Origin of the sequence: Butyrivibrio sp. AE3006 (assembly GCF_000424165.1) — a bacterium.
Classification (GTDB): Bacteria; Bacillota; Clostridia; order Lachnospirales; family Lachnospiraceae; genus Butyrivibrio.
Genome location: NZ_AUJJ01000009.1, coordinates 88,890 through 114,456, shown reverse-complemented (window position 1 = coordinate 114,456; position 25,567 = coordinate 88,890). Strand labels below are relative to the sequence as shown.

The following is a 25,567-nucleotide window of genomic DNA, read 5'->3' as shown; positions in this document are numbered from 1 at the left end:
TTATTTTATTAACAAATTTTTCCCCTGATCACATACTCTCCTTTATTAAAACATTTCGAAAGAAGTTCTTCTTCCGTTATCTCATGACCATTAAGAGTCATATCCGTAAGCGTCCTGTCTTTTCTGAACTCTGCCTTACCACCAAACGGTACAGAAAACTCGTAAGTGACTTCATTTCCGTTTATTGACCATCCTGATGAATATTTTCCGGAAGCTGTATCTACGCTTGCTTTTGCCCTTCCAAGTCTTTCGTCAATATGAGGTGCTATAACCATACTCATGCCGGCAATATTATTTTCATCAACGCTGATGCCACACACAGAATCGTAAATCCACTCAACTATCGCACCATAGGCATAATGGTTTAAGCTGTTCATTCCGGTTCCGCTTATCTTCCCATCAGGAAGAAGCGAATTCCATCTCTCCCAAACAGTTGTAGCGCCAAGATTTACTTCATATAACCAGCTTGGATAATCTTCATTTAAAAGAAGTGTAAATGCATCCTTTGTCAAACCTACTTTTGTGAGGGCACTGCACAAAAATGTAGTTCCCACAAATCCTGTTGCAAGGTGGTGATTCCAAAGCTTTAATACTTTAAGAAGATTATCCCCGGCTTTTTGCATCTCATCTTCATTAAACAGGTCAAAATAAATCGCTATGGTATAGGCTGTCTGAGTATTTATAGAAAGCGTTCCGGGAGCTGTAATATATTTATTTCTTATGGCATCTCTGACCTCGATGCTTCTTTTTCCGTAATACTCCTTGTCCTTATCAAATCCAAGAATGCCTGCTGCCTTTGATGTAGTCTCCAGGGAAACCATGTAATACGTGGATGCCACATAATATTTGTCTGTGCCTCCCTCACGATTCTCCATTCCTGTCACGTCGCCTTCAACATCCAGTGACAGCCAGTCACCAAAATGGAATCCGCAGTCCCACAGGCGCCTTCCTCCGCAGTGCTCTTCCTCCATTCTGATAATGAAATCTGTCCAAAGCTTCATGTTGTCATACTGTTCCCTGAGCCATGCCTTGTTACCATAGTGCAGATACATTTTCCAGGGAATTATGACAGCAGCATCTCCCCACACGCTGGCACCGGCTTCTCCCCACTTATCTTCAGTAAGGTCGAAGGGTGGCTGCGCCATCTTTTCTCTGCCTATGGTCAGAATATCCGGCACAACATAAGGTACAGCACCATCCTTTTCGATCTGCTCATATTTCATGTCCCTTAGATATTTTCTGAAAAATGAAGGAGTCTCCATGTGATAGGACGCAGCACCCGAAAAAATCTGTGCATCTCCTGTCCATCCGCATCTCTCATCTCTCTGGGGACAGTCTGTTGGAATATCAACAAAATTATCCTTCTGACTCCACTTTGTGTTTTCTATAAGTCTGTTTATTTTTTCGTTTCCTGTTACTATATAACCTGTCTCGGTAATATCAGAATAAATCGAAACCGCCTCGAAATCAGCGTTTTCTATCTCCTGTCTGCTAAGTCCTTCTACCTTTACATATCTGAATCCAAAAAAGGTAAAGTGTGCTCTTGCTCTGGTTTTTCTTCCGGAACTTATAAATGTATATTTCGCATCAGCAGTTCTTAGATTGTCCCTGTAAAAACAGCCATCCTGCAATACTTCTCCGTATTCCAGAGTCACTTCATTTTCATTTGGGATGCAGACGTCAAATTCAGCCCAGCCTGTTATTTCCTGACCAAAATCCAGAACATATTCATCTCTTTTAGTTTGAATAAGCTTGGGATTTTTTATTCTCTCATGAGCTTTTACCGGCACGCCAAGCATAGGTGACAGTTTTCCCTTAGGCGCATCTGTAAGCCTTACATTTGAAATATCTGCATCTGATGGATTTTCTAATGTAACCGCTTTTCTATCATCAAATATTTCTCCATCATAAATGCCTGAGAGCAAAACCGGAGCCATGATGCACTTCCAGGATTCATCTGTGCAAACGGTTTTTACACCATCATCCAGAGTCATAATAATATCTGCTATCAGTTTAAACTCATCTCCGTAGTATTCTCTTAGCTGGCCATGTGCCAGATATCCAAAGCGTCCCTTATACCAGCCATTTCCAAGCATAACACTTATGGTATTTTCACCCGCTTTCAGCATATCTTTGATATCGTAGGTCTGATACTGGATCCAGTAGCGGTAGTCGCTGCAATAAGGTGTCAGATAATCATCCATAACCTTATTGCCATTTACATATACCTCGTAAAGCCCAAGTCCGCAGATATACAGTCTTGCCTTTTCCATTTTTGACAATTCTTCATCTGTAAGCAAAAAGTCCTTTTTCATAACAGGATGAATTTCTCTGGAAAAAGAAGGGCTTATCCACTTACCTTCAAAGCTTCCTCTTCGCCCGCCTTCAAAAAACTGAACATCACTTTCCGCTTTTTCACCGCTGTCATCTACAGCGCGCACCTTCCAGTAATATGTCTTTTCAGGTTCAAATTTAAAGGATGGAACGTAAGATACAGAAGGCACATCACTACCTGCTTCACTGTGAAGTATATTTTTAAAGCCTTCATCATCTGACAGAATAAACTCCGCTTCAGATATATAATTCCCGGAAGCATTCTCATACTTCCAGGAAAATGTAACTTTATCCAGTTCTATACCAATGGGACATTTTTGATAATTGCATTTTAAATCCGTAATAAACATTTTTACCCCCTGTCATGCTCCAAAATATACGGGAAACCAGAGCCTCATTTCTTCATCTGCTTCTCTGTTATCCCATGCAAAGTATGGGATGAACCTGGCACTTATCTCAGAAAATTCCTGCTTTTCAAGCTCTCTGTAAAGTGCGTTTTTATCATTGTTCTCTGCTTTTGCTTTATATACTTTTCCCCAAATAACCGGTATATCTCTCGAAAGGATCTGCTCTACTTTCATCTCATAAGAATCCTTATTCTCAGGAAGATATATATCCTTAAGCTCTGCTCCTTTTACATCCTCTTTTTCCATACAATAAACAAGAGGTCCTCTCTCTACGCATACTCTTGCGCGGCACTCCTCTATTCTGTCATGCCCCACCGTATATCTGATTGGAAGATCAAAAGCCAGCTCAACCACAGTGCTTGCAGGATCTTCTATAATCAGTGAATAGTAGCTGCCTGCATCTTTAGCTGAAAGCTCCATTATATCCCTGTTTTCTTTACGGCTTATGATAATCTTCCCGCTTTTTAGCCATCCGGGGATTCTTAGGTTAAGTTCTGCTTCTCCATTTTTTCTCACATCTTCGAATGAAAAAATAATATTTCCATCATAGGGATAGCCTGTCTTAGTGGTAAGAACAGCGTCAAGTCCGCCGGCAAGGACAATATGAGCCCTGACTGCAGCATAAAGTCCTGTGTAAATCTTATTACCTGATATGGCAAAAATATATTCGCTGCTCTGAGCAAGATTTCTTGCAAGATTTGGCGGACAGCAATAGCTTGTTATGTAATTTGTTCTGTGAAGAGGCCATACCGGTTCAAATCCCAGATTCTTTGTCCTCTCAAGCATGTTTTCATAAAAATATTTAAGTCCGTCAAGGCTAATGGATGCCAGGTTTGTATTTAGCATAACCCTTTCTATTACATCAAAATATTCAGCCTTTGGTTCTATCAAAAACATTCTGTAGGCCCACATTACAAGACCTATATTTGCACAGGTTTCATTGTAGGCAGTAATATTCGGCAGCTGATAATCATAGCCATAGGCCTGGTGGATCAGCTGATGGTTAAAGAAATTGCCATAAGGAGATGCCCCGTTATAAAGCGCTCCGCATCCTCCTGTCACATATATTTTATGGGACAAAAGATCATTCCATACGCTCTTTAGAACCTCAAGATACTCTTCATCTCCCTCTTCAAGATAAAGATCCGCAACTCCTGCATAGAGATAGTTTGCCCTTACTGCATGTCCTATGATCTTTCTGTGTTTTTTGAGGGGGATTCTGTCCTGATTATCATCCATTCCGTTTTTAACTGAATCCCTCAGCCTGACTGCCTTTTTTGCCAACTCCAAATATCTTTTATCCTCTGTTGCCCTGTAAAGTTCAATCAGTCCCATATAATGAGAAGGACATACTGCAGTCTGAACTTCTCCCTTTTCCTCTGCATCGCTGTACATTTTATCCAGATAATCTGCAGCTTTTAATGCTATATTTACAAAGTTCTTTTTACCTGTAAGCCTATAATGCAGTGCTGCTGATGTCATTAAATGTCCGAAATTATAAACCTCGAAATCATTGATGTCACCCATCCTGCCTGCACCTTTATTATTCATCTCACCTATTATCTGCTTTGTTGAGATGTATCCATCCTCTTGCTGAGCTCTTCCTATCAGGTCTATATACTCATCGAGTCTTCTGAGTAATTCCTCGTCTTTGCAGGTAACAGCCTTATATACAGCTGATTCCATCCACTTATAGAAATCACCATCGCCAAATACGGTACCGTCAAAATCCCCCTGCACTTCCTTTGCGCATATTCTGAAATTCTCAAGGACATGACTTATCTCCTTGGCACTAAACATATGCTCAAGCTGAGGTACTGTATTTGAAAACACTACATCTCTTACATCCTTCCAAAAGCCTTCTGTAAAAGTAATATCTTTTGCAGGAAGGGGAACAGCCCTGGCATATTTGCTTTTTCCTGTATCAGTAAGCATATCTGTTAATTCCTTTCTTCATCCTGAAGTATGTTTACAGCATTTAGTAAAGTGTCTTCATCTCCGACATTGCCGGGGAAAATCACATAAGGAATACCCGGAAATCTGCTGCTTTCGTCAGTCCTCCACACAGGAACTCCCGGCTGAATCTGTCCAAGAGCAATTGCTCTTCTTACCCTTAAAGCTTTTGTTCCTATATCACTGGAGGTTATCCCGCCCTTTCCAACTATATATGAAGGCGTTACGGTTAGTTTTGAGACCACATCCGTGAATGCCTCCGAAATCTTTGCCGACCTTATAAGTGCATCCTCTTTTGTATCATTTTCCAGAGTGAGCACTTTTCTTTTTGTGGATACTACTGCGGTAATACCTTTTTCTATAAGATCTGAAACTATTTTGGAAACCTTTACTGTCTCTTCGCCAAGTTCATCTGTAAGTACTTTGTCAGAGTCATACTCAATAAATTCAAGGCTATTTAATCCTTTTAGTCTTTCAAGCTGAGACGTGGTCTTTTTTGTGTGGGAACCAATCATTATCACTCCGCCTCTGTCTCTTTTGACAGCCATATCCTCTGCGGACAAAAGAGGGATATCGGATACCCCGCAAACTGCTTTTACAAAGTCTGCCGCTGTTCTATACAGGTATTTTTTACCACTGCAAATTGCTTTATACAAAGCTTCGCAAAACACCGTAAGATCACCCGGGAACTCTGCATTTACAACTATTGGAACGCCGCCCTTTGAAGACATCAGCTTTTTAACTATTCCATCCACATCCTTATTTCTTATGTCATCAAGGCTTATAACTATAATGTCCTTAGCCTTCCATCTTCCCTCTGTCTTTTCTTCAACATATTCTGTCAAGTCAGATGATCTGTATCCAAAAGTCTCATCCTTTGCAAACTCTGTCTCCCCGGCAGGAACCAACTCATCACCGTATTTTACATAGTGAATATTGTCTTTTGTTACTCTCCCCCCTGCATAAAAAAAAGGAGCAAGGATCAGACCATCAGTCTCTATCCCAAGCCCATCATATAAACATTTTTGGATGATATCTGTCTCCAGAGGGAAATGTCCTCTAAGAGTGGAATCACTTCTACTTATAATAGAAAAAGGTATTCCGGTCTCTTTAGAGGCACATATAAGATTGCTCATAAGTTCCATGTGAAGCTCTTTTGTTTTGGAAGCTGTGAGCCCTCTTGAATTTGTAAGTATATAAAAAAGCTTTTCCTCTTCTTTCAGGGCTTTTTCCAAAGTATCCTTATTCCAGTCAGTATATACAGCCACATCATGCACTGTCTGTATACCTGTTGGGTCATCATCGAGAACCACCCATTTTGATTTATTATCTACTTTTTTCATACGCTAAACTCCGCACATATAAAGCATTTAAAGTCCCAGCATTTGTCTTGTCTCTTTTACGCTTGCAACCTCTCTGTTACACTCCTTTACAAGATCAGCTGCTCTCTTTACAATAGGTGCATTTGTCTCTGCTCTCATTTCACCATCAAGAAAATCCGAATCCTCAAAGCCAATCCTCAGAGATCCTGCGCCGTTCATAAGAGCATATCTCATCATTTCCCAGTCTTTTCTCCCTGCCTGGGTATATCCCCATATAAGTTCATCACCATATGGAAAAATTTCCCTCACATAACCCGACATGTGATCAAGAGCACTTTTAGTTGCAGGAAGCTCTCCCTCATGCCCAAACACAAGGGCCAGTAAAAGAGGTCTTGGAAAATCGAACTCTCTTGCAAGCTCTGCAAGAGTATTCACCATACCAAGCTCAAAAAGCTCTGTCTCAGGGAACTTCTTATTTTCTAACAGTTCTTTAACACAATATCTGACATCATCTATAGGGTTTTGATAAACGGCTTTTCCAAGATTCACTGAACCCACATTAAGGCTGACCGCCTCCGTAAAATCCGCATAGCAGGGAGCGCATCTTTCTTTTATTGACAGATTTGATACTCCGCCTGTAGATATCTCAATTATGATGTCACACATCTGCCTGATTTCTGAAACTGTTTCCTCCAAAAGAGTAAGGTCAGGCGTCAATGCGCCATTTTTATCCCTCACATGGAGATGAACCATTGATGCTCCGTTCTTATAGCACTCATAGACATCCCTTGCAATTTCTTTTGGCACTATTTCATGAGGCGTTGCTTTTACAGGAGCAACTGACAGGATGACTTTACTCATTTATAACTCCTTTTCTGATAAGTGCATTTTTGAGTGCTCTGACTCCATAGGCTGGGCTTGAAAGGACTGTCACTCCAAATTTTTCGGAAAGGAATTTTTCGCAATAGGCCATACTTCCCTGCGCAAGAACAATCACGTCCACATCTTTCGCAATAGTCTTAGCAGAAGCGCTCATTCTTTCTTTGAACTGCTCCTTATCAAGGCCAAAAGCATTGTCAACAAGGCACTCGGTTATAGTAATTTCTTTTCCGCACTCCCTTGCCATTCTCCTTATGGTATTACAGGTGGGATCAAGAGTTGTTTTAAGCGTTGCCATCACACCTATGCGTGTTCCTTTTCTTACAGCATCAAGACACATGTCTTCATCTATTCTTACTATGGGCATTCCCAGATATTTTGATGTAATCTGAACACTATCTGCCACTTCTCCAACTGAGGAACATATATTTAATACCGCATCACACTCGTTTTCCGCGGCATTCATGAACATCTTAATGAGCCTTGCAGCAGGAGCCGTGGTAACGTATCCTGCCTCCCTTACATCAGATAGTATGGTTCCATCCTCCTGGGTATAGATCTCAATATCATCCCCAAGAACATTTCTTATTTCACGATCCACATCTTCAATCAGTTCAGGTGTAGTACTTGTATAAACGACTCCGATTTTCATAGTATCCCTCTTTCCTGTTTTGCATTCTGAAGCTCTGTAACCATGTTAAGAGCCAGAATATTCCAGTTAATAAATCCTCCGTTCATGACAGGTTTCCCTGTAAAAGGATCATAGTATTCATGCATGCACCCTGTTTCCAAAAGGTCTTCATACAGAAGATTCATGCTCTTATTACACATATCTTCAGCCTCATCATAAAATCCATAATTCAGCATGCCCTTAAAGACACAATAATTTGCCACAAGCCATATAGGACCAAGCCAGTTTGATGGATTGTTTGTAGCTTCTAAATTGAACATCTTCTCATTTTTGCCCAGGGTACAAATACCGTAATCACTGGTAAAAGCCAGTTCGTCATGATAGTGACGCCTAAGCTCTAAGGCTTCTTCCTTAGTGGCTGTTTTTGATAACATCGGCAAAAAGCCTGACCAAACCGCGATTCTGATAGGAAGGCTTTTCCAAAATACACCAAGTCCCTTATGGAACCAGTCGTACTTCCTTGTGCAGACATCCACATCAACCGAATAGAAGAAGCCATCCCTTTTATCGAAGCACTCTTCATGAATCGCCTTTTCCAGCTCATCTTTTCTCTTAAGATAAAGCTCTGAATTTGCAGTATCCCCTGCGGCCTTGAATATTTCTGCTGCGCAATCAAGTTCCATCACCATAAAACTGTTAAGGAAAATATTAGCTGTTGATGACTTTGGTCTTCCAAAGGAAGCAGGGTCATTATCCATGCCGATCATGATATCATCACGCCATACGAAAAGACCTGTTTTGTCGTTGTAATAATTTTTGTAGTAGCATTCAAAGTATTTTTCTATGGCAGATACTTTATCAAGTATCCATCCATAGTCTCCGATCTCACGGCTTATCAAACTGATTTGCTGGCATAAAAACGGTTTATGCATATTCATAAGATAGCCGTTTTTATGTTGAATATTCAGATAGGGTTCATCCCATTCTCCGTTTTCTATCATCATTGGAATGTAGCCATCATCCAGCTGCCAGTCAAAAAAGTTAAGAACATTTCCCTTTACGTGCCTTATTATTTTCTCTGATAATTCTCCACCTCTGAGAATTTTTCTTAATGGCAAAAGAGAATAAGTGCACCAGTAGGTGTCCCAATCCCAGACATTTCCGTCATATACAGATCCCGGATCAGTAAAAGGGAATCGTATGAATCCAACAGGTTCTTTCATTACAGAATCTATATTGTTTTCTAAATACTCCAAAAGGAGTTTCGATTTCTCCTTCAGCATGCTTCTTCCTTATCCTTTCACCGCTCCTGCTGTCATACCTTCGATGATAGTTTTGTTAAGTATCGTATACAGAATCAGCATAGGCAGAATACTCATGGATACAGATGCAAATATAGCGCCCCAGTTTTTTGAGCCAAACTCGTCTGAGAAATACATAAGTCCCGTCTGTACTGTCTTTAGATTGGTGCTTGATACGAATGTCATTGAAAATAGCAGGTCATTCCACTTAAAGAAGAACTGCAGTACCAGTACTGTGACGATGGCATTTTTCATAAGCGGTAAAACAACGTAGTACATAAGCTTATAGATTCCGCAGCCATCAATTACCGCAGCCTCCATGATCTCATCAGGGAAAGACCGCAGGTATCCTGTCACCAGATAAATAGACAACGACAGGCCAAAAGCCACGTATGAGATAATTAGTGAACCTGCCTTGTTATAAAGACCTGCCCTGTTGTATATCTGAAACAGCGGGATAAGCGCTGTTGCTACCGGAACCATGATTCCAAGCTGAAAATAATCTGCCACCAGCTTTTTATATTTCCACTGCATCTTGGTAACGGCAAATCCGACTGTTACTGAGAAAAATACTATAAAGACAAGAGATAATAACGTGTACACAAGAGAGTTTCTAAAGAATGTTGACATGTGACCTCTTGTCCAGGCGTCTATGTAGTTTTGAAAATACAATCCGTGCGGCAGTGCAAATGCAGGAAATGCAGACCATTCGTACTGCTCTTTAAGAGAAGCGGTGATCATCCAAAATATAGGATAAATATCCACCAGGCATATTATAACTATCACAAGCTTTATCAAAACATTGCTTATGATCTGTTTTGTTTTATCTGTCATTGCTCACACCCCGTAAACTTAGTAATAGCTTTCTTTTTTATCAAACAAATTAATGATCCTGGAACCTGTTATACAAAGAAGGAAAATGAATATCGCAATAACTGATCCATACCCGACTTTGTTATAAGTAAATGCCACAGAGTACATATACATTGAAAGCGATCTTGTAGCATTACCGGGGCCGCCGTTTGTAAGGGCCAGTGCCGACTCAAAGAGTTTAACTGTTCCTGAGAAGCTAAATACCATACAGGTTATTATCATCGGTCTAAGAAGCGGTGCCAGTATATGTCGGAACAGATTAAAGCCGTTGCAGCCATCTATTCTGCCTGCTTCTATTACATCATCAGGAATATCAAGAAGTGCCCCATAAAGAATGATTGAATGGAAACCTATTCCCGTCCAGATATCCATCACTTCCAGCGCTCCAAGTGCTGTAGATGCCTGACCTATCCAGGGCTGTACCAATGATGAGAGTCCTATGGCATTTAAAATAGAATTGAGAAGTCCATAGCTTGGCTGTATCTCATATATCTTGGCAAAAAGCTGACCAACTGCAACTGTAGGGAGGACAACAGGAAAGAATACTATGGTTCTCACTATGTTTTTGAATCTCCTCAGCCAGAAACGGAACATCAACGCCATCAGAAGTCCGCCGCCTACCTGCCCTATCATTACAATTCCTATGTATTTTAAATTCACAATCAGCGAATTGCGAAAGTTCTTGTCGGATATAATTTGAAGATAATTTTTTGTACCGGAGAATTCCCATTTAAGTCCGGGAGATCCGGAAAAGAAAGAATAATAAAATGACCACAAAACCGGCAGAATAACAATGATTGAATAAAGTATAAGTGCCGGTATAACAAATAATCCTATAGCTCCCTTATTACCGAGTACTTTTTTCATAACCAGGCCTTTTCCTTTTTATAAATCGAGCGGGCGATAAACAGACACCGCCCGCTCGTATAGATTTGTTTCTTATATCTTTTGGATTAGCTTACTCTATAGCTGACATATCTGCAGCATCCTGAATTGACTGCATATAATCTTCAGGAGTCATCTCACCTGAGAGAAGCATCTGAACATTACTCTGAGCAGCATCTGAAATCTCAGAATTCATAGTTGCTTCATACCATGTAAATGCACTCTGAGCTTTGCCGATCTCGTCAAGTACGAGCTTGGTATAAGCTGTCATGTCAGAAGCCTGTGCACTGTATGTGTAGCCCTTGATAGAGCCCTGTGTTGTCATTGCTTCATCACCGATGTGCTCTACAAAATACTTAACAAACCACTTTGTAGCTTCATCTTCCTTAGCTTTGCTGAGGCAAAGAATATTACCACAGTTCATAGAGTAAGAATCGATTGCTGATACTGACTCATCAACAACAGGTACATTGAAGAATCCGATGCCATCCTCACCTGCTGCATTTGCAGATTCATCATTAAGGTTTGAAGCAAACCATGAACCGTTATAGAAAATAGCTGATTTGCCTGTCATAAGCATTGAGCCTGCAGTATTCATATCTACTGTGTTTACGCCTTCTCCAAAATAGCCTTTGTCTGCCCACTCCTGAATCTTAGCAGCTGCTGCAACGTAGCCTTCATCCGTGTAGGAAGCCTTGCCTTCTGAAGCATTCTTAAGAGCATCTGCTCCAAGACTTCTTACTGTATAGGCGTTTATAAGACGTGTAGCACCCCACTTATCTGCAGCGCCACAGGAAAGAGGCTGAATGCCTGCATCCTTTAACTTTGCCAGGTCTTCTTCAAACTCATCCCAGGTTGTAGGTACCTCAGTGATGCCTGCCTGCTCAAAGAGCGCTTTGTTGTACCAGAAGCCTTCAACATTAAGTCCTAAAGGAAGGTCGTAAATTGTGTCTGTTCCTGACAGAGTCTCAAGAAGAGATGTAGCTGACGGAGTAACAAAATCTGTTGATCCTATTTCTTCAAGCATTGCTCCGATATCTACAATCTGATCAGCCTCAATAAGATCTACGATTGGTTTACCTGATTCATAGACAAACATATCCGGAAGGTCATTTGACGCAACAAGTGTTGCTACCTTCTGTCTAAGGTCATCTGATGATACAAGTTCATATTCATATGTGAAATTGGGATTAACTTCCTGATATGCTTTACAGATATTGTTGATAAGTACGCCGTTATCATTATCCTCAGCCCAGATTGAAAGAATATGGAAATCTTTCTCAAGCTGCGGATCCTCTCCGGAAAAATCACCTGTAGCTGCTGCCTGTGTATCTTCAGATGCATCAGCAGTCTCTGCTTCCTGGGTCTCTTCTGCTGCTTCTTCAGTAGTTTCTTCAGAAGTCTCAGCAGCTGCAGTTTCAGTAGTTTCTTCAGAAGCTTCTTCTGTAGCTGTTTCTGCAGGTGCCTCAGTACTTGTAGCGCCGCCACCGCAGCCGGCAAGTGTTCCGAGAATCATTGTCGAACTCATTAGAATTGCCAAAACCTTCTTTTTCATAAATCCCTCCGTAAAGAAAATTATTATAGTTTTGGATTCGTATTGCTACGAACCGGTTACATTTAGTAGGATATAGCATATTCATTTACGGAAATAGGTGAATTTTTATATATTATGTTGGTTTTTTTTAGATTCTTTTAATTATTTTGGTTTTTTTAACATATTCCTTATACTCTCTAGGAGATTTTCCTGTATATTTTTTAAAAATCTCACTGAAGTAATGAACATCACTGACACCTACCATGGAGGCTACAACGGACACCTTATTATCTTCCTTAAGAAGCTCGCAGGCCTTTTCCATCCTTATCCCTGTCAGATACTTAATATAGGTTTTTCCAACTGTATCCTTAAAAAGGACACTGAGGTATGCAGGGTTCATCCCTACAAGCTCGGATAACTCCGTAAGTCCGATATCCTTATTGTAGTTTTTATCAACGTAGGCAATAATCTCGTCAATGGCCTTATGTCCACTGTCAGGTTTTTTTATTTCTTCTTCCAAGGGCTCCTTCTCATCTTCAGCACCCTTTTGAAGCCTTTCCTCAACCCGCTTTAATGTATCATTGAGCTTATCTATTGTTACAGGTTTTGTTATATAGTCAATTACTCCAAGACGTATAGCTTTTCTTGCATATTCAAATTCCTGATATCCACTGATAACTATAAAGGCCGTCTCCGGGCAGAACTCCCTGCACTGTTCAATTAGGGATAAGCCATCAATATATGGAATTCTGATATCTGTGATCACCAGATCCGGCATGAGATTTCTTATTACTCTAAGAGCCTGCATTCCATCATGGGCAGATCCTACAACCTCAACCTCTGCATCAATTCTTTTCAGAATTGCTTTTATGCCTTCTATTACCAGGATCTCATCATCTATTATGACCAGTCTTTTCATGCATTCACCTACTTGCCAAAGTTTTCTTCCATCATCTTGGCCGTTGTAATACGCGGAACCGTGATGGTAACTCTTGTTCCATGTCCGGTATTTTCAAACACCGGCATATACTCTTCACCGTAAAAAAGCTTTATTCTCTCTCTGATATTTCTGACGCCGTAACCACTTTCAAGCACAGTCATATCCTTTATTCCTACGCCGTCATCTTCTACAATAAAAGTCATGTCATCACTTCCAAGTTCTCCTGAAACGGTAACTGTACCTTTATCAGCCTGGGTCTCAAGGCCATGGAAAACTGCGTTTTCTACCAGGGGCTGCAATATAAATGTAAGAATCCGCTCTCGCAGTATGTCTGCTCCCATGTTTATTTCAAGGCTGTACTTGCCTCTGAAACGATAACTTTGGATTTTCATATAGGCCTGTATTCTTCTGACTTCATCTTCAACCATTATTAACTTGTTGCCCTTGTTTAAGGTCAGCCTGAAATTCTCTGAAAGAGCCTGGACAAATTCCGCTATTTCATCCTCATTTTTAATGATTGCCATCATGTAGAGGGTATCAAGAGTGTTATACAGATAATGAGGATTTATCTGAGTCTGCATCAACAAAAGCTCAGCTTCTCTTTCCTTTAGTTCCGTCTGAATAAGCTTTTTCTCAAGCTCAAGATTATTATTTACGACATCCTTGAATTTCTGTCCTATGCGTCCCGGCTCAGAGTCATCAAATTCAGTATCGACATGGTAATTTCCCTCTCCAAGGCTCTGTATATTTTCCTCCAAAAGGTATAACGGTCTTGTAATATATCCGGATATCATATATGAAATAGGTAACGCTATCGCAATCAGAATAGCGCCTATCACGATATCAACCATGGCAATATATTTACTGTGGTTACCAAGCTCCGCTTTACTTATAACATTTATTATGTCCCAGTCACTTAGGTTATTATGCCTGCCCTCAAAAAGATAATCGGGATTTTCCGCTTCAGAATAATAAGCAGCAGTTACCTCCATAAACTGCTCTTTGGAAATATCTGCTGTCGCATAAACAAGCTCATAGGAGTTCTCATTTTGCCTGTCTTTTGCCACAATCATCTCATAGTCGGTTCCATAAGCTTCATCCATTCTGCCAAAAGCACCTGAAAGAGCATTTTCTTTTCTTATATTCATGATAAGAAAGCCGATGTGTTTGTAATTAACAGGATCTATTATTTCCTTAACCAGTGAAAAGGTCTCATTCTCATCATCAAATATCACATTGCCGGGGTAAAAAACCTCTTTTCCCTTTGCCTCTGAGGCATCTTCGATAAAAGATTCTGACAGGATTTCTTCTTCGTAATAATATTTTTGAACTTTTCTCAGATTATCATCATTCTGCGAGACAAAGGAAATATTTCCATAGGCATTTACTACAAGTATGTCTCTGATTTCATTATTCGAAGAAATAATGTCCTGTAAAAATTCCTGGATTATTTTGTTCCTTGATGCGGAAAAAGTTCTGGCTTCTTCATTTCCCTCCTTCAGGCTCACAATAAAAGCATTTTCTGTAAGAAGAGATCTTGCCTGCTCAATGTCTGATCTAAGGCTTAATTTTATGACTTCGCTGGCAACTCCCAAAGAGTTTTCATAGGCTTTGTAATATTGATCCTCTATTGTCCTTTTGGATACGCTATAGACAACTATTCCAAGTATAAGAGCTGTAAGTAGCGACAACCAAACAAGCGCCAAAAAAATTTGGCGCTGAATGGAAAGTCTGAAAAATCCAATTTTCTTTAATATGAAACTCACCTATTTACCCTTATGATCATCTAATGTCGTATACGCTCTTAAGTCTTAAATTCGAAGCATCACCTGAAATAATATCAACTGTCACTTCGCCTGCATTCATATCAAAGTAGTTATCTGAAAGAATAAGGTCTTCATTGTCGTTAAGAATCTCAACGCCCCTTGCATAGCTATCTGCTTTAACGGTTATCTTATTGTCATGAACTGTTGCAGTGAGATTTGGATTCTGATACTTAAAGTACTTTGGCATTGTAAAGATAACAGTTCCTGATGAAACCACCTTACCTTCAACCTCTACTTCATAGCTCACATACTGGCTGAATCTGTCAGCATCTGCAAAATCCACTTTCTTTGTCCATGCGCTTGAAAGAGCAGGTACATGGATAGTGCCGTTACTTCCTGCCTTACCGGGATTTTCTTCTCTCTCTGAATCAAACTCTGCAACGCCTTCTTTGATGATCTTGCCTGATGCATCTCTTAGAGCCCAGCGAACCTTTGCTTCGATATCCTGTCTTGTCTCGTTTGCAACACTGAATACCGCCTCCTGCCTGATATCTCTGGGAAGCCAATTAAGCTGCTGAGGATTGGTCATCTCGCCCTCTTCCTGACAGGAAACAAGGATAGGTGCAAAGAATCTCTTCTCTGCATAGTGAAGAGCCTTAAGCCTTCCGCAGTAGTCGATACTTGCCCATGAAGCAACGGGCCAGCAGTCATTTAGCTGCCATACTACAGCACCCATGCAACGTCCGCGATTTCTTCTAAAATGCTCAACTCCGTATCTGATTGCATCTGCCTGAAGCATCTGAGATGCATAGATAACTGTTGCAAAATCACTGGGATAGCGATAGGTCTGCTGCATGTAATTCATTATCTTACCGTTAGCAGCGCCATTTCTCTGGTGTTTTTCCATAATATAGGAGAAAACATTCTTATCTTCAGGATCATCCGTAAAGCTCTCAACAGTTTTCTCTGCAGGGAAGGACTGGAATCCAAACTCTGAGAGGAATCTGAAATAGAACTGTCTGTATGCTGAGAAGGGCTGGTTACCATGCCATACTTCCCAATAGTGAACATCTCCTCTGTTCTCATCATTGGGTTCATCAAAACATCCGCCTGAAGAAGGTGAAGCAGGCCAGTAGTAAACATCAGGAGCATACTCCTTCATCATATTAGGGATGATATATTCGAACATTATTGTATAATCGCGCTTCTCTGTCTTCTTTGTAACCCATACGCCATAATCAACGAACATCTCCATCTCGTTATTACCGCACATAAGTCCAAGGGATGCGTGGTGGCGAAGTCTTAAGAGGTTATCCTTGAACTCAGCCTTGATGTTGGCCTCAAATTCAGGTGTAAGATCATATACACCGCAGGCAAACATGAAGTCTTCCCAAACAAGAAGTCCAAGCTCGTCACAAATATCAAAGAACCAGTCATCGGGATAGTATCCGCCGCCCCATACTCTTATGGAGTTATGGTTTGCAAATACCGCTTTTTCAAGGAGCTTTCTTGTAACTTCAGGGGTAACTCTTCCAAGAAGATGATCCTCAGGGATATAGTCTGCACCCATTGCAAAGACCTTTACGCCATTTACAACAAAGCAGAATTCATTGCCCCATTTATCTTTCTGAGTGCTTACCGTGCAGGTTCTAAGACCGATTTTTCTCTCCCATACATCAAGCGTATTTCCTGCATCATCTTTGAGGGTTACCTTAACGTTATAAAGAGGCTGCCTGCCGTAGCCATTGGGCCACCAAAGCTTAGGATTATCAATCCTGATCTCTGTGCCCTTAACATCCTCCCAAAGACTATCTACTGCATTTGTAGGTGTCTGGGCACCGCTCTTTGCATAGTTGAATATAGCATCGCTTATCTCCATATGCTCAGAAGAGATATTTTCGCAGTTTATTACTTCACCATCAGGAGATGTGATCTCAACGTCAAATTTCAGATCGTTTTTTTCTACAGACAGATCTCTTATGGACGGCTTTAGCTCCAAAACAACGCTTCCGCTTTCATTGCCTGCATCATCAATCTTCACATTGTCATGATTCTGACTGATCAAAACAGATTCAAATCTCGCCTTGTTAAAGCAAATGACAGAGATTGGTCTGAATATTCCGGCATCGGGAAGGTGTGCGCCCCAGTCCCATCCAAACATGCAGTGCGCTTTTCTGATATGAACAAAGCCGGGCATTGCATCATCTGTACCCTTTGTAGGAGCCTTTTCATAAGCCTCTGCAATGAATTTTGTGGGAGAATGGAAATAAACTTTGAGCTCATTTTCATCCTTAAGAATATCTTTTATATCAAACTCCCAGGTTCTGTGCATGTTATTGACATTACCAAGAAGTGTTCCGTTCAAATATAAGTCTGCAATTGTATCAAGACCATCGCAGTGAAGCATTACAACATCAGAAGTATCTGCATCTGCCGGCTTTGCAAAATTGCAGATATACTCATAGTCATCATCCATGAGCTTTAATGCTTTGTCTTCATTGTCCTTGAAAAAAGGATCATCCATTTTGCCTTCCCTTAGAAGGTCTGTATAAACAGTTCCGGGCACTACGGCATTTATCATGTCGCTATCACCCACTTTGTGCATTTTCCAATTGTTGTTAAGATCAAATTTTTTCATGTCTGTACCTCACAAAATAAAGTCACTGTTACTTTTATGTTGATAATAAATAGGAAGTCTGAAAAAAATTCCTACAAGTTTAAAAACCGGGCGGCTGCAAAATTGCATCCACCCGGCATTAATTTTTACATAGAAGCGTTTAATTAGCAACAGTATCAAGATCCCATTTTTCATAGATCTTGGGAACGTCACTGATAAGTCTCTTAGTGTATGCAGCCTGAGGATTGAGGATAACGTCCTCAGCGGAACCTGACTCTACGAACTTACCATGCTCCATGATGTAAACCTTATCGGAAATGTAATAAGCAAGACCGATATCGTGTGTGATGAAGATGATAGTCATGTTGATCTCGTCGCGAAGCTTAAGAAGCATATCGAGGATTGTTGCTCTTGAGCATGCGTCGATCATTGATGTAGGCTCGTCGGCCATAAGAATCTTCGGCTTAAGAAGGAAGATACGAGCGATCATAAGACGCTGCATCTGACCACCTGACAGCTCGAAAGGATACTTATTGGTAAGCTCTGCATACTTCAGGTTAACGAAGCTGCAGGCCTCTGTCTTCATCTGAACCTTCTGTTCTTCGGGAAGATTCTTGAAGCCTCTCATGTTGAGACAGTCATCAAGAACCGCATCTATCTTATAGAAGATATTATATGAAGAGAAAGGATCCTGGAATATTGGCTGAATGTTCTTCCAATACTCTTTTTTCTTCGCATTTGTGCTGATATCACGGGGCTTGCCCTGATACTCAATTGTTCCTTCTGTTGTGCTGATAAGTCCGAGAAGCATCTTGGAAAGAGTTGTCTTACCACTTCCTGACTCACCAACTATTGAAATGATCTCACCTTCGTTGAAATCAAAGTCAACATGATCAACTGCCACAGTCTGTACCTTACCAACGCCGAAAACCTTGGTAAGTCCTCTACCTGAGAGGCAAGGCTTGGATTCAGTCGAATTCTGTTTCGGGCTCTGGTTTTGATTCGTTGCCATTTGCATATACCTCCCTAAGTTTTCTTACTGACATCAGGCAGCGATAACATCTGCCGTTCTCAAATTCCTTCTCATCCGGTGCCATTGCTGTACATGTGGGTACTGCATAAGGACATCTGGGTGCAAATCTGCATCCCTTAGGCGGGTTCTTCAGGTTCGGAGGTGTGCCGCGAAGAGCGGTGAGCTCGTGTGCCTTCATTCCTTCCTCAGGAACGATGATGGATCCCATAAGTCCTTTTGCATAAGGATGAATCGGATCAAATACCATTTCTTTTGCAGTTCCGACTTCTACGAACTGTCCTGCGTACATTACTGCGATATCATCAGTAACGTTATACAGAAGCGGAAGCTCATGCGTGATGAAGATCATGGACTTGATGTAACCCTTTTCCATGAGCTGTCTCATCATACGGATAACCATCTTCTGAGATGTAACGTCAAGAGCTGATGAAGGCTCGTCCGCAATAAGTACCTTAGGTGAGAGGATAGTAGAAATAGCGATTACGGTACGCTGTTTCATACCACCTGAAAGCTCAACAGCGTGCTTCTCAAGAACCTCTTCCGGAAGTCCAAGCTCAGCGAAACGCTCTCTTGCCATGTCATAAATCTCTTTCTTTGTCATCTTGATTCCATGAGCGTGGATAACGTCCTCGATGAAACGGATGATCTTCTGTGTAGGGTTCAGAGCATTCATAGCTGCCTGAGGGATGTATGCGATCTCGTTACCGAGAATTCTACGGCGTACATCATCGGGCTTCATATTTGAAATTGTCTGACCATCTACTATAATATCGCCGCTAATATAATGAAGCGGTGCGAAATAGTAACCCATAAGGGAAAGTGCGAGTGTTGACTTACCGCATCCGGATTCTCCGGCAATACCCAGTGATTTTCCTTCTTCTACTTTCAGGGAAACACCATCAACCGCATACACGTCCTCATGGAATCTGGTTACATATTTTGTTTTGAGGTCTTTAACCTCAAGCATTACTTTTCCCATACTTAACCTTTTCCTTTACTGTTCTTAGTGTCAGCCATCCGGCCGATCACATTTCCATAGTTACGTCTTAACATCATTCACGAAGCTGCGGGTTGAATACCTGATCCAAACCTGTATTCATAAGGTTCAGTGAGAATGAAATAAGTGCGATCAGGATTACTACCGGGAAGTATGCCCACCATGAACCATTAAGGTGTGCTGAGTAGGTCATAGCCCACTGCATCATAAGTCCCAGTGTTGCGGTTTTTGTTGTTGCAGGTCCAAGTCCGATCATTGAAAGCTGTGCCTCTGCAAGGATTCCTGAAGAAATCTGGAGGATAAAAGCCATTACTACATAAGAAGCGATGTAAGGAAGGATGTCCGTGAAAATGATACGGAACATACTGTGTCCTGACAGCTTACTTAAGTTAACGTGATCTCTGTTTCTAAGAGATATAACCTGTGAACGAACGGAACGTGTAGTCCAGGGCCATGCTGTAATTCCGATGATGATACCTACCATCGCAATACCTCTTGCGTTATCACCTACTGAGTAGGAAATAAGAATAAGGATTACGAATGAAGGAATAACTGTAAACAGGTTTGTAATGAAAATAATGATGTTATCGGCAAGACCACCCATGTAACCTGCAAGAAGTCCAAGGATAAGTCCTATAGCTGTTGCAATAGTTCCTGCAAGAAGACCGATCTTAAGTGAAGACTTTGTAGCTGCTATAAGCTCTGTCAAAACGTCACGACCAAAGTTATCTGTTCCGAGAATAAATGTCTTTTTAGTTACATCATTGATATTTACATAGTCTGTATCCTTAATGACTTTGCTCTGAGCAAGTGCGCCTTCTTCATCTTTTTCAGCGATGATAACGCCTGAATCCTTGAGCGCTGCATTGATCTCGTTGTTAAGTCTCTTAAGAGCTTTTCTCTTAGCTGTTGTAAGTCCCTTATACTTTGTATCGGGATCGTAATTAGCTTTCCACAAATCTACCAAAGACTCTGCATCTGTAACATCGATTTCTGATTCAGCAACGCCTGCCTGGTTGATGAGGAACTGCTGGATTTCAGATCTTGTATCGATATCAAGCACAGCTTCAAGCTTGGAAAACTCTTTGGGAAGCTGCAATGTATAGCTCTTACTAAGAGTTGACTCTTCTATTGATACATAGGTTCCGGGCTTAAAGAAGTTACCCTGACCGATCATCTGAAGAGGATCAGCTGTTACAAAAATCGGATAGATGATACATGTTGCAAGAATAAGTATAAATATGCAAAATCCAAAGAGGAATTTACCTGAATGGAAAACTTGCTTTAATGTGTTTTTCATTTAAATCCCCCTTTCTTAATCCATCTGATTAGCCTTAACTCGAGGATCGATAACACCATAGAGGAGCTCGACCGCAAGGTTAGCTATAAGTACCATGATAGTGATGATAAGTGTACAAGCTGAAAGAAGAGGATAGTCCTGTCCGTTTACAGCTGTAAGAAGTGTCATGCCAAGTCCGGGATAGGAGAATACCATCTCCGCTACAAGAGCACCACCCATCATAGTTCCAAGTGAAAGAGCAAGACCTGTGATCTGAGGAAGCATAGCGTTTCTGAACACATAGCCTACAATCTTTCTATCCTTGATACCAAGGAATCTTGAGTATTTAACGTAATCTGCGTTTAACTCATATATTGACATAGAACGCATACCAATTGCCTGTCCACCGATTGTAATAAGAACGATTGACCAGAAAGGCAGCTGATAGTGCGAAATGATCGATTTTATGAATGTCCAGCTGGCTGATGGAATAAGATCATATCCATATCCACCGGATGAGGGAGCAATTCTAAGTTTGATAGCAAATACAAACAGAAGAACTGTAGCCATACCGAATGCAGGAACATTACCAATGAAAAGGAACAGAGGAAGGATAGCCTTATCAAATACGCCCTTGATATAAGCTGCGATAGCACCAAGGATATTTCCAAGGATCCAACCAACAATAATTGCAGGGAGCTGCAGACATACAGTCCACCATACTGCTTTTGCTATTATGTCTGAAACAGGTCTGGGATACTGGCTGAATGATACGCCGAAGTCACCCCTTAATGCGTTGCCTAGCCACATGAAGAACTGCTTGTACATGGGCTCATTTATGCCGAACCTTGTTGCATAATCATTAATTACTTTCTGGATAGCCGTGGAATCCGTCATACCACTTACTGCCTTTGATGCTAAAGCGGAAACAGGATTTCCGGGCATCAGGCGCGGCAGAATAAAGTTGAGGATTACGGCAAAGATGAGTGTCAGAAAATACCAGAAAATCTTCTGACCATAGTATTTTTTATACCCTTTCAATTGAAAAACCTCCCTTCTGCAATCATACGCCGGTTATTTCTTACCATTTTTACCGATTTTTGACTGAATTTTCTGATAATAAGGGCTGCCGTAAGAGATTTTGCCCTAACGGCAGCCCTGATTTAACTAAATTCTTTGTTCAGTTTTTATCACTCAACAAGCTCAAGATCGTAAAGAGCTGCAATACCATAACCGTCTGTGCAGTCTGTCGGAGGAATATTTCTTCCGTCATCAGCTGCAGGATAGTTAGTCCATACAGACTCGTTTACTGCGTAGAACAGTGTAGGACGATACATAAGAGCAACTGCAGGGCACTCCTCAAGGAGGATCTTAGAAAGCTCTGTGTAGTACTCTTTAAGCTTAGCTTCATCTGTCTCAGCAGGTATAGCCTTAAGAATAGCTTCAGCGTCATCGTTCATGTAGTGACCGAAGTTACCACTCCAGTTAGAAGGAAGCTTTGCATACTCTTCTGAGAAGTAGAACATTCCCTTTGAGTAAGGGTTCATAACGCCTGCGCCGGGTGTTGACCACATGCAGATATCGAAGTTACAGGTTGTCATGTCATCGTAGAATGAAGATGCCTCAGGGAAGTATGTCTGGATATCGATACCGATATTCTTACCAGCAGCTGCTACGATTTCCATAGATGCATTCCAGTCTGACCATCCTGTAGGACACTCAGCCTTGAAGGAAAGGTTCTTGCCGTTGTACTCACGGATTCCATCGCCATCGTTATCAACGATTCCTGCATCGTCAAGGAGCTTGTTAGCGCCGTCAACATCAGCGTTATCCCACTGAAGATCTGCGATTGCGTCAAAGTCTACATACTTTCTCTCGCCGTCTGTAGGTCCAACAACTGATCTGGGATACTCAGCGAATGTAGGTGACTGACCAGACATAGCTGATGCAATGATCTGCTCATAGTCAACTGCCATAGCTATAGCACGACGAACTTCCTTCTGATCAAGTCCTTCCCTCTCTGTGTTGAAGAACATTGAAGGCATAACCTCGCATGCGCCGTAAGGAGCATCATCAAGCCATGTGGAGATCGGGAGATCATCCTCAAGCCAGAGGTTCTGGACATCTGTGATGAACTGCTGACATACGTCAACCTCGCCCTGTGACAGAGCAACCTGTCCGGCAGCGTTGTCCTTATAAATTGTATGTGCGATGTACTTCGGAACAGGAAGCTTGCCCCACATGGATGAAGCCTGTCCCCAATAATTGTCATCTCTCTGAAGAACTGCCTTCTGATCGTTAGAGATGTAAGGAGCATAAGGACCTGTATGTACAAGATCTTCCATTGTATCCTGCTTAACCTTATCAGCATCCTCGCCGTTTCTCTCTTCTACAGTCTGCAGATAAGCTTTCTGCATCATATACATTGTGTTCAGCATGGATGTAACCTTAAGAGGATTAACAGCTACGCCGCCTTCAACCTTAGCCTTGATGAGTACTGTTGTATCATCTACAGCCTCTACTGAATCAATATATGTAGAGAAGTCAGCTCCCTGTGAAGACTGATACTTAACATGTGTATCATATGTATAAGCTACGTCCTCAGCAGTAAACTGTGATCCATCACTCCACTTTGCATCAGCATTAAGCTTTACAGTAAGTTCAGTCTGGTCATCATTCCAGCTGTACTCTGATCCAAGAAGAGGATAGAGCTTGCCATCAAGAGCGTTAAACATGAACAGTGTCTCATAAACAAGTTCACGCGCTGACTCATTAGCTGAAAGTGCAAGACCGTTGTTTGAGTTTGCAGACATAGGGTTCCAGTCATTGATTGTGCCCCACTGCTGACCTGCTTCATACAAAGTCTCGTTTCTGGGTGTTGCATCAGCATCTGATGAAGCTGTATCTTCTTCTGCAGCCTCTTCCTCAGTTGCCTCTTCTGTTGCCTCTTCTGTAGTCTCCTCAGCTGCTTCTTCAGTTGTCTCTTCTGCTGTCTCTTCAGCAGGTGCTTCTGTTGAAGCCTCATCTGTTGCTGCAGGAGCCTCAGTTGTAGTTGTGTCACCGGATGTTGATCCGCCACATCCAACCATCATGGACATTGTAAGAGCGGATACACACAGAAGTGACATAACCTTCTGTAAGTTTTTCTTCATAACTTACCTCCCTTTTTTATTTTTTTCGAGTCATAGACTCACCTTAGTTGATAGAATTTTAATATTTTGTTAATAATCTTTTATATCAATAATTCCACATCTATAAAAAAATATCCTCATTTGTGCATTTTGTATAGTTTTACCTTATGAAATCGGTTTCATTTGTTGAATAGCCCCTAAAACCGCATTTTACCTATGGCAATTTTTAATAACAAATTGCAATTAATTGCAAATTATTGTAAACTTTTTGTGTCGTTAATATTAATTTGGTATGTCTAAATCGATTAAGTTTGCTTTCGAAAACGATTAATATATCAAAATCGTAAGAGGGGTCAGATATGCAGACAAACATTCAAATTCTAAGATATCGTTTAGATAATTTTTATAAAGATAAGAAGATTCCGGTTTGGGTATTTGGTCAAAACTATGAGATCATTTATACCAACTTTACGACGTCTGCTATTCTGAACATTTTGGAGTCTGTTCAGTCACAGGTTCGTTCCTTCAGACTTGCTCACTCCATCGAGGGCTATTATCTCAACTTCGATAATCCACACGAAATGTATTTCCTGTTTTCTTTTGATGTGGGAAAACACCAATCAAATACTGTTATTGTTGGTCCCGTGCTCAAGATCAAACCCACTGAGAATATATGGAAAGAGCTTTCTTTTAATCAGAATTTGTTCGCTGAGCAAAAGAGAGTCCTCTCACATTCCTTACCTGTGATAAGTGAAGAAGATTTTAAACTTTCCATCACGACTATAATGGAAAGGGTTTATGAGACCACAGCTCCATCATTCCCTGTATCAGAAGGATCATCTGAGGAGCCTGTAAATAACGTTATTGAAAATATTCCCACTGAGCAGATCTATGACAGAGATGATTTGTCTGAGTACAACGAAATCTGCAGGATTGAAGACCTGTTCCGTTTCTACATAATCAACGGAAGCACCTATCAGCTCTATGGCTTTTTCAAAGACGAGAATGCTATGTGCACCCTTTTTACCAATAAAGCTTCTCCGACAGAATGCGCGGTAAGATGTGTAGAGCTTTTGACAATTGCAAAAATGGCTTCGACTGAAAGCGGCAACGACAGAAGGGTAAGCCATTCAAGATTCCAGAAATATATCGATATGCTAAAAAATGTAAAGACCTATGAGAAAATGGTAGACATTTTGCAGAAGGCTGCCATAGATTTCGCAAAAGGCACCCACGATATCCATCATTATACAAGCAGCAACTACTCACCTATGACCAACAAATGTATACAGCGTATCATAGAAAGGCTCCCCGACAAGATATCTCTTGAGGAGCTGGCAAAGGAGCTTCATATATCCGCAAAATATCTGTCCGCTCTTTTCAACAAGGAAACAGGTTCATCTATTACAGACTTTATGCAGGATATCAGAGTTAACGAAGCCAAGCATCTGCTTACAAGTTCGAGTATGTCCTACCTTGAGATAAGTAACTCCCTGAATTTCAGCTCACAGAGTTATTTCAATCTTGTCTTCAAGAAAAAAACAGGCCTTACTCCCAAGGAATACAGAGAGCAAGCCTTTAAATTATCCGAGGCAGAAAAATAAATTATCCGATCAAAATAAGGGACATCGCAGTGATGAATGTCATCCAAAGCAATGTCCCTTTTCTTATTGTTTCTTATTTTT

18 protein-coding genes are annotated in these 25,567 nt (G+C 41.1%); 1 reads left to right on the top strand and 17 read right to left on the bottom strand.

The window, feature by feature from the left end; translation table 11 throughout:
* Window positions 1-8: 8 nt before the first annotated feature.
* From G603_RS19405 to G603_RS0105810, 17 genes are all read right to left on the bottom strand, one after another.
* Window positions 9-2,684 carry an alpha-L-rhamnosidase gene (locus G603_RS19405; RefSeq protein WP_051207536.1) on the bottom strand — a complete coding sequence of 892 codons (2,676 nt, stop codon included), beginning with the start codon at window positions 2,682-2,684 and terminating at the stop codon, window positions 9-11.
* Window positions 2,685-2,696: 12 nt separating this feature from the next.
* Window positions 2,697-4,676, bottom strand: coding sequence for a glycoside hydrolase family 127 protein (locus tag G603_RS0105885; RefSeq protein WP_026669614.1), 1,980 nt, complete (start codon window positions 4,674-4,676; stop codon window positions 2,697-2,699).
* A 5-nt stretch (window positions 4,677-4,681) separates the two neighbouring features.
* A complete protein-coding gene (locus tag G603_RS19400) occupies window positions 4,682-6,037 on the bottom strand; it encodes a four-carbon acid sugar kinase family protein (RefSeq protein ID WP_051207534.1) in 1,356 nt (451 codons plus the stop codon).
* Between the two features lie 27 nt (window positions 6,038-6,064).
* Window positions 6,065-6,877 carry a 3-keto-5-aminohexanoate cleavage protein gene (locus tag G603_RS0105875; protein WP_026669613.1) on the bottom strand — a complete coding sequence of 271 codons (813 nt, stop codon included), beginning with the start codon at window positions 6,875-6,877 and terminating at the stop codon, window positions 6,065-6,067.
* Window positions 6,870-7,547, bottom strand: coding sequence for an aspartate/glutamate racemase family protein (locus G603_RS0105870; protein ID WP_026669612.1), 678 nt, complete (start codon window positions 7,545-7,547; stop codon window positions 6,870-6,872). Before G603_RS0105870 ends, G603_RS0105875 begins: the two co-directional genes overlap by 8 nt.
* Window positions 7,544-8,809, bottom strand: coding sequence for an MGH1-like glycoside hydrolase domain-containing protein (locus G603_RS0105865; RefSeq protein WP_026669611.1), 1,266 nt, complete (start codon window positions 8,807-8,809; stop codon window positions 7,544-7,546). The genes G603_RS0105870 and G603_RS0105865 overlap by 4 nt, the downstream gene beginning before the upstream one ends.
* Window positions 8,810-8,818: 9 nt before the next feature.
* Window positions 8,819-9,661 carry a carbohydrate ABC transporter permease gene (locus G603_RS0105860; protein ID WP_035792219.1) on the bottom strand — a complete coding sequence of 281 codons (843 nt, stop codon included), beginning with the start codon at window positions 9,659-9,661 and terminating at the stop codon, window positions 8,819-8,821.
* Between the two features lie 18 nt (window positions 9,662-9,679).
* Window positions 9,680-10,567 carry a carbohydrate ABC transporter permease gene (locus tag G603_RS0105855; RefSeq protein ID WP_026669609.1) on the bottom strand — a complete coding sequence of 296 codons (888 nt, stop codon included), beginning with the start codon at window positions 10,565-10,567 and terminating at the stop codon, window positions 9,680-9,682.
* A gap of 91 nt (window positions 10,568-10,658) precedes the next feature.
* Window positions 10,659-12,140 (bottom strand): extracellular solute-binding protein, encoded by a 1,482-nt coding sequence (locus G603_RS0105850; RefSeq protein WP_026669608.1) that lies wholly within the window; start codon window positions 12,138-12,140, stop codon window positions 10,659-10,661.
* A gap of 127 nt (window positions 12,141-12,267) precedes the next feature.
* Window positions 12,268-13,038: a response regulator transcription factor gene (locus tag G603_RS19395; protein ID WP_051207532.1), complete on the bottom strand. Its 771-nt coding sequence runs from the start codon at window positions 13,036-13,038 to the stop codon at window positions 12,268-12,270.
* Between the two features lie 8 nt (window positions 13,039-13,046).
* The gene (locus tag G603_RS0105840; protein WP_026669607.1) at window positions 13,047-14,825 is read right to left on the bottom strand and encodes a sensor histidine kinase; all 1,779 of its coding nucleotides are present in this window, start codon (window positions 14,823-14,825) and stop codon (window positions 13,047-13,049) included.
* 16 nt (window positions 14,826-14,841) lie between these two features.
* Window positions 14,842-17,463, bottom strand: a complete 2,622-nt coding sequence (locus G603_RS0105835; RefSeq protein ID WP_026669606.1) for a beta-mannosidase — start codon at window positions 17,461-17,463, stop codon at window positions 14,842-14,844.
* A gap of 139 nt (window positions 17,464-17,602) precedes the next feature.
* Window positions 17,603-18,454, bottom strand: coding sequence for an ABC transporter ATP-binding protein (locus G603_RS19390; RefSeq protein WP_051207530.1), 852 nt, complete (start codon window positions 18,452-18,454; stop codon window positions 17,603-17,605).
* Window positions 18,411-19,454, bottom strand: a complete 1,044-nt coding sequence (locus tag G603_RS0105825) for an ABC transporter ATP-binding protein (RefSeq protein ID WP_026669605.1) — start codon at window positions 19,452-19,454, stop codon at window positions 18,411-18,413. Before G603_RS0105825 ends, G603_RS19390 begins: the two co-directional genes overlap by 44 nt.
* Window positions 19,455-19,527: 73 nt before the next feature.
* Window positions 19,528-20,772: an ABC transporter permease gene (locus G603_RS0105820; RefSeq protein WP_026669604.1), complete on the bottom strand. Its 1,245-nt coding sequence runs from the start codon at window positions 20,770-20,772 to the stop codon at window positions 19,528-19,530.
* A 15-nt stretch (window positions 20,773-20,787) separates the two neighbouring features.
* Window positions 20,788-21,792, bottom strand: a complete 1,005-nt coding sequence (locus tag G603_RS0105815) for an ABC transporter permease (RefSeq protein WP_026669603.1) — start codon at window positions 21,790-21,792, stop codon at window positions 20,788-20,790.
* A 149-nt stretch (window positions 21,793-21,941) separates the two neighbouring features.
* A complete protein-coding gene (locus G603_RS0105810; protein ID WP_026669602.1) occupies window positions 21,942-23,903 on the bottom strand; it encodes an ABC transporter substrate-binding protein in 1,962 nt (653 codons plus the stop codon).
* A gap of 338 nt (window positions 23,904-24,241) precedes the next feature.
* Here G603_RS0105810 and G603_RS21350 point away from each other — a divergent pair, with 338 nt between their 5' ends.
* Window positions 24,242-25,486, top strand: coding sequence for a helix-turn-helix domain-containing protein (locus tag G603_RS21350; RefSeq protein WP_051207528.1), 1,245 nt, complete (start codon window positions 24,242-24,244; stop codon window positions 25,484-25,486).
* Window positions 25,487-25,567 lie beyond the last annotated feature (81 nt).

Bases quoted from the DNA above. Each gene is read 5' to 3' on its own strand.
- G603_RS19400 (WP_051207534.1), bottom strand. From the start codon at position 6,037: ATGAAAAAAGTAGATAATAAATCAAAATGGGTGGTTCTCGATGATGAC.
- G603_RS0105810 (WP_026669602.1), bottom strand. From the start codon at position 23,903: ATGAAGAAAAACTTACAGAAGGTTATGTCACTTCTGTGTGTATCCGCT.
- G603_RS0105820 (WP_026669604.1), bottom strand. From the start codon at position 20,772: ATGAAAAACACATTAAAGCAAGTTTTCCATTCAGGTAAATTCCTCTTT.
- G603_RS0105850 (WP_026669608.1), bottom strand. From the start codon at position 12,140: ATGAAAAAGAAGGTTTTGGCAATTCTAATGAGTTCGACAATGATTCTC.
- G603_RS21350 (WP_051207528.1), top strand. From the start codon at position 24,242: ATGCAGACAAACATTCAAATTCTAAGATATCGTTTAGATAATTTTTAT.
- G603_RS0105885 (WP_026669614.1), bottom strand. From the start codon at position 4,676: ATGCTTACTGATACAGGAAAAAGCAAATATGCCAGGGCTGTTCCCCTT.
- G603_RS0105855 (WP_026669609.1), bottom strand. From the start codon at position 10,567: ATGAAAAAAGTACTCGGTAATAAGGGAGCTATAGGATTATTTGTTATA.
- G603_RS0105875 (WP_026669613.1), bottom strand. From the start codon at position 6,877: ATGAGTAAAGTCATCCTGTCAGTTGCTCCTGTAAAAGCAACGCCTCAT.
- G603_RS0105835 (WP_026669606.1), bottom strand. From the start codon at position 17,463: ATGAAAAAATTTGATCTTAACAACAATTGGAAAATGCACAAAGTGGGT.
- G603_RS0105865 (WP_026669611.1), bottom strand. From the start codon at position 8,809: ATGCTGAAGGAGAAATCGAAACTCCTTTTGGAGTATTTAGAAAACAAT.
- G603_RS0105870 (WP_026669612.1), bottom strand. From the start codon at position 7,547: ATGAAAATCGGAGTCGTTTATACAAGTACTACACCTGAACTGATTGAA.
- G603_RS19405 (WP_051207536.1), bottom strand. From the start codon at position 2,684: ATGTTTATTACGGATTTAAAATGCAATTATCAAAAATGTCCCATTGGT.
- G603_RS0105825 (WP_026669605.1), bottom strand. From the start codon at position 19,454: ATGGGAAAAGTAATGCTTGAGGTTAAAGACCTCAAAACAAAATATGTA.
- G603_RS19390 (WP_051207530.1), bottom strand. From the start codon at position 18,454: ATGGCAACGAATCAAAACCAGAGCCCGAAACAGAATTCGACTGAATCC.
- G603_RS19395 (WP_051207532.1), bottom strand. From the start codon at position 13,038: ATGAAAAGACTGGTCATAATAGATGATGAGATCCTGGTAATAGAAGGC.
- G603_RS0105860 (WP_035792219.1), bottom strand. From the start codon at position 9,661: ATGACAGATAAAACAAAACAGATCATAAGCAATGTTTTGATAAAGCTT.